Source organism: Streptomyces sp. NPDC030799 (assembly GCF_055572255.1).
In genome coordinates this window covers 532,445-545,956 of sequence record NZ_JBVIDS010000005.1, presented here as the reverse complement: position 1 = coordinate 545,956, position 13,512 = coordinate 532,445, and the positions used below count along the sequence as shown (strand labels likewise).

Sequence of the window (13,512 nt, the reverse complement as noted above, 5' to 3'; positions counted from 1 at the left end):
TAATCCTCGACGGTCATGGTGTCCATGGGGCAAGAATGGGCGAACCGGTCCCGACCACTGCCCGGACGCCGTGATCACATCACCCGTTCAGCTCCACCCGCCCGGCCACCGTCAGGACAGCCGGACCCGGCAACGTCTCCCCCACTGGGGTTCCCGAACCCGTCATAAGGCCAACCCCACCGCCCCGGCCGCCCCTCCACACGAAGACCGGCAAACCCAACACAGCCGGACCGCGATCTGCTAGCCGCACCGTGACAGCCACCTGGTCACCCCATGACAGCAGCTGGTCTGCACGTCGTTGCCGATCCCAGACCGGAGCAGCTGCGCTGTCGGGCAGGATGGGCCGATGCCCGGTGAGCGCTTCTTCAACGATGACCCCATCGACGGGAGCGCCAGCGCTCCTGACCTGCTGGGGCGCCAGCAGTACGCCCGGCATGCCGTCGGACTTCTCCACCAGGTGCGCGAGCAGAGCGAGTCCGGAGTCCTCGCGCTCATCGGTCCCTGGGGTTCCGGCAAGTCATCCGTCCTGCAGATGGCGATCCAGCACCTCAAAAACACGGTCGCCGGCGCCGACACCAGCGTGTGGTCGGTCGCCGAGCTGAACCCGTGGATGTACTCGGACCTCGAATCACTGACGCTGGCGCTGTTCAGCGAGATCCGCGCCGCCCTCCCCAACGATGGCCAGTGGTCCGAACTACGCAGGAAGGTCGGAGCGTTCGGGCAGGCGGTCAGTCCGCTGGGAAAGCTCACAGGACTGCTCGGCCTGGACTCCTCGGAGCTGATCAAGCTCGTCGCCGAACGCGTAGCGGGGGACACCAGCGCCTCGGCCGCCAAACGCACCGCCGAGACGGCCCTGCGACAGGCGGGCCTGCCGGTTCTGGTGGTCATGGACGACCTTGACCGACTCGCCCCCGAGGAACTGCTGGTCGTCTTCAAGCTCATCCGACTGGTCGGCCACCTGCCGAACGTGTACTACCTGATCAGCTTCGACGAGCAGACTCTTCTGGACGTCCTGCGGCGAACCGACCTCGTCGGCTCGAACGACCAGCGCGCCCAGGAATTCCTGGAAAAGCTCATCCAGGTCCGGCTCGACCTACCGGCCTTCCGTGACCGCGACATCGCCGCCATGACCACGCGTCTCCTCAACGCACTGCTGGACTCCCACGGGATAACCATGACTCCGGACCAGGAGCGGCGCTTCTCCGAGGCGTATTTCCGCCACCTCCAGGACCGGCTGAGGACCCCGCGGGCCATCAAACGCTACTTCGGACAGGCCGGCGCGACGCTCGGCTCACTGGCCGGGGAGGTCGACATCGTCGACTTCCTGGTCGTCACCTTTCTGCGGACCAGCGAGCCAGGCGTCTACCGGATGCTGGGACAGCACCGCGCCGAACTGACCGGCACCAGCATCAACCCGGCGCTGCACCGCGACTCCAGACCCAGTGAACACGCCGAGCGATGGAAGGAACGCCTGCGCCAGGCCGGCGTTGCCCAGGAGAACCTCGACGGGGTGCTCGGGCTGCTTGGCCTGCTGTTCCCCGCAGTCCGGCAGGCCGTCGGCAACGGCGGCGACCCCCGCGCCGCGGCGCGCCGACGCGGGATCGGCAGCCAGGACTACTTTGACCGGTACGTCGTCTTCACCGTCCCCGCCGACGACCTCCCAGAAGCCGTCTTCGAGCAGGCTCTGGCCCAGCTCGCAGCAGGGACTGACGGCGATGAGGCCACACAGCTGCTGCTCCGGCTCAGAGACGACACCCACCGCATCGTCCGGCGCATCGACCAACTACGCGCCGACAACATCCCCGTACCCTCGGCCGCACTGCTCCGGGCCATGGCCGACAACTACGGCCAGCTGACCGCCGACCGGGAAGCCATGGGACTGCTGGGCGCCGACAGCAGAGTGCGCACCTTGGCCCCGAGCCTCCTCCTCGACCTGCCTCCCGACCAGCGTCCCGCCGTTGTGGCCGCCATGGCAGCCACACCCGATGGAGCAGTCCTGGCCGCCCGAACCCTCCACAGCGCTACCAACCCCGACGGCACCGCCTCCGAACACGTCACGACCACTGAACCGTGGGCCGCCCAGGCCCGCGACGCCCTCACCGGCCGCCTAGCCGAACACCTCACACCAGCCGCCGGGGGACCCTCCACAGACCTCACCGACCAGGACGACACCCTGATCTGGATGTGGCGCCACACCGACCCCGCCAGCCTCCGCACCTGGCTACGCGCCCGCCTCGACCAGGGATGGGAACTCCTGCCGCTCCTGGCCGCACTCATCACGCCCCAGCAGTTCCCGTTCCCCCTCCTCGACAACGACACCTGGGCCGGCCTCGACGCCATGTTCACCCACGACGACCTCTACAACCGCCTCACACCCCACCTCAACCACTCCCCCGACACCCCACCCCCACCGACCCACACCAGACCAACATCCTCCAAGCACTCCGCGACCGCCGACCCGCCCCACACCCAACAACCCCCGACACCCCATAGGAACAGCCACCCCCACAACAGCCGACCCACCCCACACAGATCAGAAAACAGCAGCCGCTTGGTCATCTCATGACAGCGAACCCATCCCCACACAAAACCCCGGACCAGGCACTCAGCGCCCCCACCCCGCTGACACCCACCCAATGCCACCCACACACCCACTCACAGTGCCGGACGGGGCGGTGCTCGTCGTGAGCTGCACGGCGTGGGCGGAGTTCATCGGCGCTGTGGGGAGCGCCAGGTGGGCCCGGCGCTCAATGCGGTCGGTATGCTGACCTCCTCCTGAAGCGTGGCCCGCCCATACGTCCGCTCCGCAGCGTAGCGGTTTGCCCGGCAGGAGGGACGAAGACCGGGAAAGCAGCGCACTCCCGCAGCGGTGCCGCCACACTGCTACCGTGACATCACGTTTACGCCGGGCAGGCGTCCTCTATCTCTTCGCCCAGGTGGCCTGCACGGCAGCGGCCTTCTGGCTGTCCAAACACTTCAACGTCGCGCGCATGGCCGCCACTGCCGTCGCCCTCCTGCCCACCGTGCCCGGCGCCTACCTGGCCTGGGTCGCCTACCGGGACGACCGGGCAGGTTCCGCCGCGGAGATCGCCGCGAAGGCGGCAGACCTGGCGGGCATGGTGCTCGCAACCGAGACGCAACAGATGAGCAGGTTGGCCGGTGAGGGCGGCAAGCGCATCGACCTGACCTTTCGCTACGTGCCGGAGCCCGCGAACAACGCCGCCGGCGCCGACCCCGACGGCCGCCTCTCCGACATCCTCCGCTACTACGAGAAGCTGCGTCCGACCCGACTCGTCATCACTGGTGACCCCGGCGCAGGAAAGACCGTACTCGCCCTGGAACTCCTGCTGGCGAACCTCGACCTCGACGCGACCGGCCCGGTGCCCGTGCGGTTCTCCCTGGCCGGCTGGGACGCCGTCTCTCCCTTGGAGGACTGGCTCGCCCAGCAGATCACCGCCCGTTTCGGCTTCACCGCGAGCCACGCCCGGGCCCTGGTGGGGCAGCGCCGGGTGCTCCCCGTCCTCGACGGCCTGGACGAGATGGACGCCCCCGGCACTCCCGTCGCGCGCCGCCGGGCCTCCCTCGCCGTGAAGCAGCTCAACAAGTACCAGGAGTACAAGGTCGCCAAAAACAGCGCTCCTGTGATCCTGACCTGCCGCACTGACCAGTACAAGGAACTGGCGCGCGCCGAAGTGCGAATGCGCGACGCGGCCCGCGTGGAGATCAGCCCCGTCGGCCAGGACCAGGCCATCGCCTATCTGACCGCCCGCATCACCAATCCGGACCGCTGGCGGCCAGTGCTCGACGCCCTGGCCGATCCCCGCAGTGGCCTGTCGCGCGCCCTGACCACTCCCTGGCGCCTCAACCTGGCCGCCACCGTGTACGAACCGGGCTCCCGCGTCCTCGAGGGCCCCGTCCCGGATCCGGGCGACTTGCTCACCCTGGCGTCGCCCACAGATGTCCAGGAGCATCTCCTCGCCCGCTATGTTCCCGCCGTACTCCGTCAGCATCCCGAAGGCGATCGGTACAGCCCACAGCAGACGCATCGCTGGCTCGCCGAAATAGCCACCCACCTCGCCTCTCCGGGAACCAGGGTCAGCGGTGGGACGGACATCGCGTTGCACGAGTTGTGGCCCCTGTCAGACCCCCGCCGCGTCCGCCTCATAGACGGGATCTTCGCCGCTTTCCTCTGGCTGGGCGCCCTGTGGACGATGCAGGGCATGCTCACTGCTTTCCCGCGGCCAGGAGTGATCACTCCTCCCCCTATCGAACTGTTCGGAGTACCGACCGTCTGGAAAGCCTTGGCCCCTTCCGTCCCAGCGCCGAGAGCAGCACAGCTGCACCGGTTACGCTGGCGGCGACAGCGCCGGAAGTTGTTGCGGGCCGTCTCACTCTTCCTAGTCGCCGGACTTGTTGCCGGTGTCGCCGGAGCTTTCGCAGTACGGCTCGCGTTCTCCTGTTCCTTGCAGCTCGCCCTTGGCTACGGCCTTGCGGGAGGGTTCGTGATCGGGCTCGCCCTGGGTCTTGCGGACGGGCTGACCGCTCCCCTGGCAGAACGGACGCCGACAAGGAACTACGTACCGTCCACAGATCCCCGTCATCCGGTCAGGGACGACCTGGTGTTCGGCTTGGCCGTCGCGATCATTTTCGGCGCCGCCCTGGGGCTGGCCCTCGCGCCCGCAGTCGGGCCCGCGGTGGGGTGTTCCTTCGGTGTCGCAGCAGGGCTGATGCTCGGGTGGTACTGGCTGGGAGGCGCGAGTCGCCGCTACCTGGTCTTCCTCGTCTGCTGCCGCGGCAGACTGCCCTGGAAGCTGGGCGCGTTCCTCCAGTGGGCCTACGAAGGAGGCCTTCTGCGGATGTCCGGCACGGCATACCAGTTCCGGCACCGAGAACTGCAGGACTGGCTCGTCAGTCATCCCGCACCGCACGGATACCCGGCAGACGAGGACTGATTCCCAGGTGCGGCGACGCGCGTGAGGCTGCCCGGTTGGCAGGGCTGTCGGCGCACTACATGTCGGTCCTCTTTCAGGAGGGGACGATCTGCCACTGCTGCTGGTCACACCGTCCTGACCTGCAATAACAGTCCGATCAGTCGCACGTCCCGCCACACGGGAGCAGGGCCCCAACAGTTTTCTCAGGTGCCCGCCAGGCGGGAAGCGGCTACGGCCGGCGAGCTGGTGTCATCGCTCTCCGGCAGCACCCAACAACCACCCGAACGACACCAACGAGGATCACACACCGTTCTGCACGGACGAGTTGACCCCTGACCGAAGGCCATCTTGCGGGGCAAGAGCGACGTCACGCTCAGGCTCGGCGCCGCGCTGGCGAAGCGGGGGAGGCGGGTCGGCCTCGTCGACTTCGACCCGCAGGGGAACCTGTCGCGCAGGGCAGGCTGGATCTACAACGAGGACCAGCCGCAGATCACGGTCAGCGAGGCGGTGCAGGCCGACTGAGTCGGCACCCTGCGCCAGGTATGGGCGCCGGTCGTATGGAACGTCGACTACGCGGAGCGCATGCGGCTGGCCCCGGCCTGGCTGGAGCTGGAGAACCGCTACGCCGAAGCCGGGTTGGCCGGCGCCCACCTCCGGCTGGCCATGGCCATGCAGGGAGCGGACGACGACCTGGACGACGTCCTCATCGACTGCCCACCGTCGCTGTTCCACCTGACCCAGATGGCGATGGCGGCGGGGGACGGCGTGCTGCTGGTGACCTGTGCGGAGATCGATTCCATCCTCGGCGCTCGGCGCGTGCGGGACTTCATCGTGGAGAAGCGCTCCGCCCTGCACGCGGACGACCTGACCATCGACGGCGTGGTGGTGAACGACTACGAGCAAGGCAAGCCCCGCCAGCGCCAGCAACTGGAGAGCATCCGCCGGATCTTCGGGAACCTGGTGTGGGACCCGATCATCGGCCGCCGCGAGGTCATCGCCAACGCCTCGAACGACCATGTCCCGCTGGAGCACGCCAAGGGCTCACAGCTCACCCAGGCCGTCGCGGGCTTTGAGCTCCTGGCCGACACGTACGAGAAGAGGATCGCCGCCTGATGGCCCGCCACACCTTCGAGACCCCCGAGACCGTCGCCGAGCCGCCGCTGACGCCGAACACCGGAGGCGTCAACGTCGGGGCCGACCTCGGCCGGCGCCCGAGGAAGCAGGGGGACGGCATCGCCTGGCGGTCGTTCTCCAGCTACCTGCCCGAGGACATCCAGCGGGCCTTCCGAGCCCAGTGCATACTCGCCGGGATCGAGGTCCGGCAGTACATCATGACCATTACTGCATCGGGATCGCTGCCCCCGTCGGCACCCGTCAGCGTCCAGATCCTCGACCTCCTGATGGGAGGCTGGCGCGCCGGTGTCGTCAGCACGTTCGCGGAACTCGGCGTGGCCGACGGCCTGGCTTCCGGGGGATTGACGCCGGCGCAACTGGCGGTTCGACTCGGACTGGAGCGAGACACCGCGGAGCGCTTCTTCCGCGCCGGGCGCCTCTGTGGGGCTGCTACGGAAGGGCGAGCACGACACGCTGGAGCTGACTCCCCTGGGCCGTTCCCTGGCCTCCGACGACGGTTCCATGCGCAACTTCGCGCGGTGGACGGGGTCAACCGCCGAGCGCGCGACCTGGGCCCACCTGGCCACCGCGGTGGGCACCGGCCGCTCTCCCTTCGCCGCGATGCACGGTGCGGGCGTGTGGGAGTTCATGGAGTCGGACCCGGACACCGCGGCCGTCTTCAACTCGGCCATGACCGAACTGTCCAAGAGAATCATCCAGCCCGTGATCGAGGCGTTCGACTTCTCCCGGTTCGGCAGTGTCACCGACGTGGGCGGGGGGGGAGAGGGGCACTGCTCTCCGCCGTGCTCCGCAAGTACCCCGACGTGACCGGCGTTCTCTTCGATCAGCCGGACGTGGTGTCGCGAGCCCTGCCGGAGCTGTCGGACGGGGCGGTCGCCAGCCGCGTGACGGTGAAGTCCGGCTCCTTCTTCGACGGCGTCCCGTCAGGGAGCGACCTGTACATGATCTCCAACGTTCTCCATGACTGGGACGACGGCCGTTCCCGTCTCATCCTCAGGAACCTCGCGTCAGCCATGCACGAGGGAGCGCACATCGCCGTCGTGGAGGCTGTGGCGGGCCTGGACGACACGGCCGACAAGGCGATCTCCCTCATGGACATGGACATGCTCCTCCTGTGCGAAGGCAAACAGCGCACCGTGGAGGAGTTCCAGTCCTTGATGTCCGAGGTCGGAATCGAGCTGGTCGGGGTCAGCCGCGCCGGGCTCCAGTCCGTCGTCGAAGGAAGGAAGGTCTCGCAGGAGGCCGATACGCCGGGCTCTTCTCGCAACCGGTGACCCCGGCCATCGGGCGGGGTGTGAGGCGCGCGTCCACATCGGCAGGCCGGTGCCCCCATGAGCCGGGCGGCCCCACGTCCTCGACGTCACCGAGTCACAACCCAGCAGACAGCCGGCCCTCCAGGGCCGTCCGACACTTTTGGAAGGGCCTCATGCCGATCATTGAGCCCGAGAACGGCTCCCTGACCGTGTTCAACCTGTTCAACACCACCGACTCGGAGAAACAGGCGACCCTCCTGGACGCCATGCGCGGCATCATCGCCAAGGCAAACTACCCGGGATGGCGGTCGTCCACCCTGCACGCGGGAGTGGCGAGGCCCTGTGCCGCCAACTACATACAGTGGCGGTCAATCGACGACCTGAGGGAGCGCTACGAGGGGGAGAACTTCAAGCACAACACGGTTCCCTACTTCACCGAACTCACCACGTCGGTGCACCTGCTGAAGACCGAGGTGGTGTCCGTCCAGACCAAGGACGGTGATACCCGCACGGAGATCGGCCCTGCTGGAGAAGCCGGACGACTGGATGCGGCAGGTGCCCGGGTACCGGTCCCACAGCATCCTCAGGGCGCTCGACGGCGACATGGTCATCAACTACGCCCAGTGCGACGACGTGGCCTCCTACGAGGCGTTCCACAACATGCCGGAGGAAGAGCGCCCCGCGGACGACCGGCACATGACTCCAACACCTACGAGACCGTGTTCACCCGGTCGGTCGAGGGATACGCGTCGTGACGGCGTCCGTGCCGCCGTTCACGGTGGGCCGCGAGGACCCGCGGTATATCGAGCTGTCGCACTCGGACAACCACCGGTTCCTCGTCGAGCCCGAAGAATTCTTCCTTCCCGCCACGCCGGACGAGGACCTCGGGCCTCGCCGCCATCGACTTCGAGACCGTGGGCCTGAAAGAGGCCTATTTCGCTGAACGCGACGATGGTCGACCCGCGCACCTTCGAGGTGGACGCCCCCACCGACAACCTTGCCGAGCAGATGGTCGACGAGGCCGGGAACGTCGCCGTTGGTTGCGCAGGTACACGGCCCACGGCCCGGGGAGGCTCCCTCGCGAAGCGCGCACCATGCGGAGACGGCGGGCGCCCGCATGGTGCGGTGTCGCTCAGTTCTGGGAGTGTTGCCGCAACCGCGAGGCAACCCTTTCGATGTCACCGCGGGCTGTCATCAGCAGCAGTTCGACAATGGCGTCCCAGGACGGAAGGGCCGCGTCCAGCGGTTCCGGCGAGGTGGACTCCACGTTCTGCCAGCGGACGAACCTGTCGGGGAAGACACTCAGCGACCAACCGGATTCATGCTGGAGGGACACGTCCGGGTGTTCTTCGTCGTCATTGCTCAACTCGGCCAGAATCTCGCGGATTCGCGCCTCGTCAGGCTCGTCGACTTCCTCGCCCATGGTGTCGTACATGAAGTAGGTCACGGTCATGCTCTCCGGTTAGGCGGTGCACCGTTGGGGATTGCCCATTCAGCATAGCCTCCGGAATTTCCGGGATGGAGGACGTCCCACCACGGACTGCCCGGGGTGTGCTGGTAACGGGGGACGAGGCGCATTACGCCCTGTCGGCCCTGGGCGTTGGATGACGGTTCGTGTTGCCAGGTGAAGCCCACCGGCGTTCTACGGCCGCCGGTGGAACTCACCCGCGCGGCGATGCCCGGCGAGAACTGGTCCAGCCACTGCCCCAGTTGGGGGTCCCTCTGGATGGCGGCATCGAGAGCGGCATTGGCCCGGTTGAAGTGGACGGCCCGGCTCTGCCCGAAGTCCGCTCGGTCGAGCTGCATTTCGAAGATGGCCGTGTACCCGCGAGGGTCGATGGACGCGCCTGTCCGCGGGCACGTGCCGGGTTTCAGTCCCTCCGGGTCGATCCAGGTGTGCGGGTTGTGGACGTAGGTGACCGGGTTGGGCGCCGGTTCCAGACCGAGGGGGTCGGGGCTGACATAACGCGCGGACTCGGGATCGTAGTGGCGGAAGACGTTGTAGTGGAGTCCGGTCTCGGCGTCGGCGTACTGGCCTGGGAAGCGCAAGGGTGTGTATGCCGTGGCACCGGGATGGACCGCCGTGGTGCCCCACACGGTCGTACGGGAGCGCCAGGCGATGACACCCGTCTCGTCCACGAGCTCGGTCGGGGTGCCGACAAGATCGGTGACGATGGCGAAGAAGCGGGAGTCGGCTTCCTCCTCGGAGAGGAACTTCCGCTCGAACTGGGTGAGCGGTTCGTACCCGTCGTGGTCCCAGGTGAGGGTGGTGCCGGTGGCGCTGTCGTACTGTTCGGCCAGCTGGGTGCCGTCCCAGGTGAAGCGGGTCTCCGCGACGACGGCACCGTCATCGTCCAGACGGAGCTTGGCAGTGCGGCGGCCGAGCGGGTCGTAGCGGTACTGCCAGGTCGTGCCGTCGGGCGTGACGCAGGAAGTGAGGCGGTCCTCGGCGTCCCAGGAGTAACGCCACACGTCGGGCTTACGCGACAGCCGTTTCTTGACGCGCTCCACGAGGCGACCGGCGGCGTCGTAGCGGTAGTGGGTGTCCCCGGCGCGAGTGAGGAGTGTTCCCGCGTAGGCCCGTGCACCGCGAGCGGCGGCATCGGCGCTTCGGTCGGGCCACTGCGCGTCGCTCTGGTTGCCGGCCGGGTCGTAGGCGTACTGCTCCTCGCCGGCAGGCCCGTGTGCCGCCAGTGGGCGGCCCACGGGATCGAGGGTGTAACGCGAGGAGCTGCCGGTGGCGCGATCGGCAACGGCCAGGAGGTGGTGATCGGCGCGGTAGCTGTAGGCACGGGCCCGCAGGGTGCGATGACGGCCCGGGACCCGGCGGGTCAACGTCTGCTCGATCCGGCGCCCGGTCTCATCCCACGCGGAGGCCAGCAGCACGGCCGTGCCGAGCGCGCGGTGGGTCTCGCGGCCGGCCGCGTCGTGGGCGAAGGACAGGGTGTGCCGTCCGGCCACCGTGAGGGTGGTTCGGTGTCCGGCGGCGTCCCACTGCCAGGTGCTCGTCGCTCCGGTGGGCGTGGTGCGTGAGACCCGTCGCCCGGCTGTGTCGTAGCCGAAGCGGAGGGTGACACCGTCCACGCTCTGGGCGACGAGGCGGCCGGCCGCGTCATACGCGTTTTCCAGGGAGGAGCCAGGGGAGGTGGCTGAGGTGAGACGGGAGAGCGCGTCGTAGCGGAAGTGGGTGTGCGCCCCGCCCGTGCTCTTGGTGATCAGGCGCCCAGCGGCGTCGAAGGTGTAGTCGATGGTGTCACCAGCGGGCGTGCTGCGCGTGGTGGGCTGGCCTGCCGCGTCGTAGGTGTAACGCGTCGTGCGGCTGTCGAAATCGGTCTCGGCGACCGGGCGGCCGAGCGCGTCGTAGTGGTACGTCCACGCCAGGCCCTGCGAGTTGACGACGCGTACGGGCCGCATCTCGGTGTCGTACGCGAAACTCGCTGTCGCGCCGTCCGGGGTGGTGCGCAGGGACAGCAGGTCGAAGGGGCCGTAGGAGAAATGCGTGACGCCGCCGTGCGGGTCGGTGTGGCTGGTGCAGTTGCCCTCTCCGTCCCAGGTCCAGGACTGGGTGAGCCCGTCGGGCGTGGTGTGGTGCAGCCGGCGGCCCTCGGGGTCCCAGCCGAGGACGGTGGTGTGGCCGAGGGCGTCGGTGAGTTCCACGGGGCGGCCGAAGACGTCGCGGCGGCAGCTGCTCGTAGCGCCGAGGGGGTCGGTGATCGCAGTGGGCAGGCCAGCCGCGTCGGCCTCGACGGTGGTGGTCGCCCCGAGGGGGTCGGTGACGGTGGCGACGGCGCCGGTGGGGTGGTGGGTGTACGCGTGGACCGCTCCGTCGGCGCCGATAAGGCGTACCAGGTTGCCGCGGGTGTCGAACTCCTGACGGATCCGGGCGCCATCCGGACGGACGAGTTCCGTCGGCTGATTCTTGTCGTCGTAGGCGATGCGGGTGGTGGCGCCGTCGGGCGCGACGACGCAGACGAGGTTGCCGGTCTCGTCCCAGTCCCAGCGGGTCGTACGACCCAGTGGGTCGGTGCGGGACAGCAGGTGATCACGGCTGTCCCAGCTCTGGGTGACGGTGTGCCCCAGTGGGTCCGTGATCGCGACGATCTGCCCATGGCGATTGGCGCGGTAGACCGTGGCATGGCCGAGGGAGTCGGTGTAGGTGACGGTGCTGGTAGCGTCCTGCTCCTGAGGTCCGTAGGTGATGCTGGCGTTGAGAATGCCGTCTGTGCCCTGTGTGGCGACGACCCGCCCGCCTCCGTCGTAGGTATAGCGGAGTTCGGTGCCGTTGGAGTCCCGCCATCCGGTGATGCGGTGGGCGTCGTCATAGGTGAAGTGCGTCGATGCGTCGACGGCGTTGCGCACTTCGACCAGGTCGCCGGCGGTGTCGTAACGGAAGTCCCGGAGCCGGACCTCACCCTCGTCCGTGAGTGCGAAAAGGGCGGTGACCCGGGCCAGTTCGCGGTCGGAGTCGACGCGGAGCCGGTAGCCGCCACTGTGGGTGACGGTGAGTGGGACGTCGTGCTCGTCGCGTTCCACGGTGACGGTGTTGCCGTTGCGGTCCTCAACACCGACGAGCCACCATGTGCCCTCGCGTGACACACTGGGCTCGAAGTGGCGCGTGAGGCCGCTGAACGGATCCATGGCCGTCATCACGTAGCCGCCGCCACGGGTGACATAGGTGAGGGGGATCCGCTCGCCCGCCGCCGGCAGCACTCGGTCTCCGGGGAGATCGGGCAGGCGGGGATAGGCGAGGGCGGACCCGTCCTCGCGGTACCACCAGTAGCCGCCCAGCGTGTCGTCCTTCTCGACGCGTTCGTCGAGGGTGCAGGCCCAGGAGGGGCCGAACGAGTGGCCGACGGCGTAACCGGAAAGGTGTGTGCGGCGCAGCGTCAGCGGGAGGACGCCGGGCAGCTCGGCATCGGTCTGGTCGAGCAGCATCTGGCCCGTGGCCATGTCGATCGGGTCGCCGCACGTCTCCTTGGCCTCCAGGGCACGGGCCCGCTGCGCGAGCTTGGCGGCGTCGATCTTGAGATCGTGGTCGGCTTTGCGGGCGGACGCCGGGAAACCACCGCTGCCCGCACCACCGTCCGCGCCACCCTTGCCAACGTGAATGCCGTGGAGCCGGTCCCCGATGTCCAGGTCGTTGTGCTTGTGCAGCCGGGAAGCAGCCCGGACCCGGTCCGGCACCGTCTCCGTGACATGCTTGGCGATCTTGCCGAGGGCCTTCTCGGAGCCGTGCAGCGCGCCTTCCAGGACCGAGTCGAAGGCCTGGGTGAAGGGGTCCTTGCCCTTGGTACGGCCGAAGGCGCCCCTGGCCCGGGTGAGCGGACCCTCGCTGTTCAGGTGCAGTTCGCTGCCGTGCGAGGAGACCCGGCCGGCACCGCTCTCGAACGCTTCGTGGTCGATGAACAGGTCCCCGCCGCCCCCGCCACCGCCGCCCGCGGAGGCGAGCGCGAAGCCGCCGCCCGCGCCGCCCGCAGAGGCCAGCTGCATGCCTCCGTGACCGTGGCCGTGCCCGCCGGTGCCGGTCCCGGATCCACCGCCCGCGCTGCCGCCACCTCCTCCCGCGCCGGTGCCGGACGGGTCGGGTGGCAGGGAGAAGGCGTCGTTCGCCAGGTTCAGGACCGCATCCTCGACCATCGCCTCCAGCTTGGCGTTGACCGGCGCGGTGACCCGGGCGATGAGCTCGTCCACGCACCGGTCGGCAGCCTCGTCGATGATGCGTTTCACCAGCTGCCGCATGGCGGTGACCTCCGCCGCGCCGAGAACGGCGGAAAGGCCTCCGGTGACAAACGCCATCCCGAGCGAGAGCCCCACCGAACCCGCCATCACGGCGAGTTCCGCCTCGGCCTTCGTCTTCATCGCGAAGATGATGTCCGCGACGACGTCACACGCCTCGGCGAACAGGCGGGCCAGCTCCGGGATCTTGTCCAGGTGGCCGGTCTTGACCTGGGCCCAGTGCGTCTGCATCGAGTGGACGGCCCAGCCCCGTGAGGAAGCGAGGATCTGCTCGACCGCCTTGTGGGCGTCGGCCCCGTGGCCCTCGAACTTGTCGGCGAACTCCCGCATGGCGTCTGCCATCTCGCGGTAGTCGTCCTCATCGACATTCGGGAACTTGATGCCTATGTAATCCAGGATCTCGTCGAGCCATCCCGGCAGGACGTAACCCATCCCCCGTCAACCGCCTTCCCCGTACC

7 protein-coding genes and 1 pseudogene are annotated in these 13,512 nt (G+C 68.5%); 6 read left to right on the top strand and 2 right to left on the bottom strand.

What is annotated here, in order from left to right; translation table 11 throughout:
- Positions 1–346 precede the first annotated feature (346 nt).
- The 6 genes and pseudogenes from ACZ41I_RS16140 (at position 347) to ACZ41I_RS16115 (ending at position 8,073) form a co-directional block, all read left to right on the top strand.
- The gene (locus ACZ41I_RS16140; protein WP_468514402.1) at positions 347–2,566 is read left to right on the top strand and encodes a KAP family P-loop NTPase fold protein; all 2,220 of its coding nucleotides are present in this window, start codon (positions 347–349) and stop codon (positions 2,564–2,566) included.
- Between the two features lie 322 nt (positions 2,567–2,888).
- On the top strand, positions 2,889–4,952 hold the full coding sequence (locus tag ACZ41I_RS16135) for an NACHT domain-containing protein (RefSeq protein WP_468514401.1): 2,064 nt from the start codon (positions 2,889–2,891) through the stop codon (positions 4,950–4,952).
- A 324-nt stretch (positions 4,953–5,276) separates the two neighbouring features.
- Positions 5,277–6,044: pseudogene (locus ACZ41I_RS16130) on the top strand (ParA family protein).
- A gap of 441 nt (positions 6,045–6,485) precedes the next feature.
- On the top strand, positions 6,486–6,872 hold the full coding sequence (locus ACZ41I_RS16125; protein ID WP_468514400.1) for a methyltransferase: 387 nt from the start codon (positions 6,486–6,488) through the stop codon (positions 6,870–6,872).
- Entirely contained in the window at positions 6,848–7,339 is a 492-nt protein-coding gene (locus ACZ41I_RS16120) for a methyltransferase (RefSeq protein ID WP_468514399.1), read from the top strand. The genes ACZ41I_RS16125 and ACZ41I_RS16120 overlap by 25 nt, the downstream gene beginning before the upstream one ends.
- A gap of 152 nt (positions 7,340–7,491) precedes the next feature.
- The gene (locus ACZ41I_RS16115) at positions 7,492–8,073 is read left to right on the top strand and encodes a hypothetical protein (RefSeq protein ID WP_468514398.1); all 582 of its coding nucleotides are present in this window, start codon (positions 7,492–7,494) and stop codon (positions 8,071–8,073) included.
- 377 nt (positions 8,074–8,450) lie between these two features.
- Here the strand turns inward: ACZ41I_RS16115 and ACZ41I_RS16110 are convergent, their stop codons facing one another.
- Complete coding sequence (locus ACZ41I_RS16110; protein WP_468514397.1) at positions 8,451–8,771, bottom strand: hypothetical protein; 321 nt, start codon at positions 8,769–8,771, stop codon at positions 8,451–8,453.
- A complete protein-coding gene (locus ACZ41I_RS16105; RefSeq protein ID WP_468514396.1) occupies positions 8,768–13,486 on the bottom strand; it encodes an RHS repeat-associated core domain-containing protein in 4,719 nt (1,572 codons plus the stop codon). Before ACZ41I_RS16105 ends, ACZ41I_RS16110 begins: the two co-directional genes overlap by 4 nt.
- Positions 13,487–13,512: the final 26 nt, after the last annotated feature.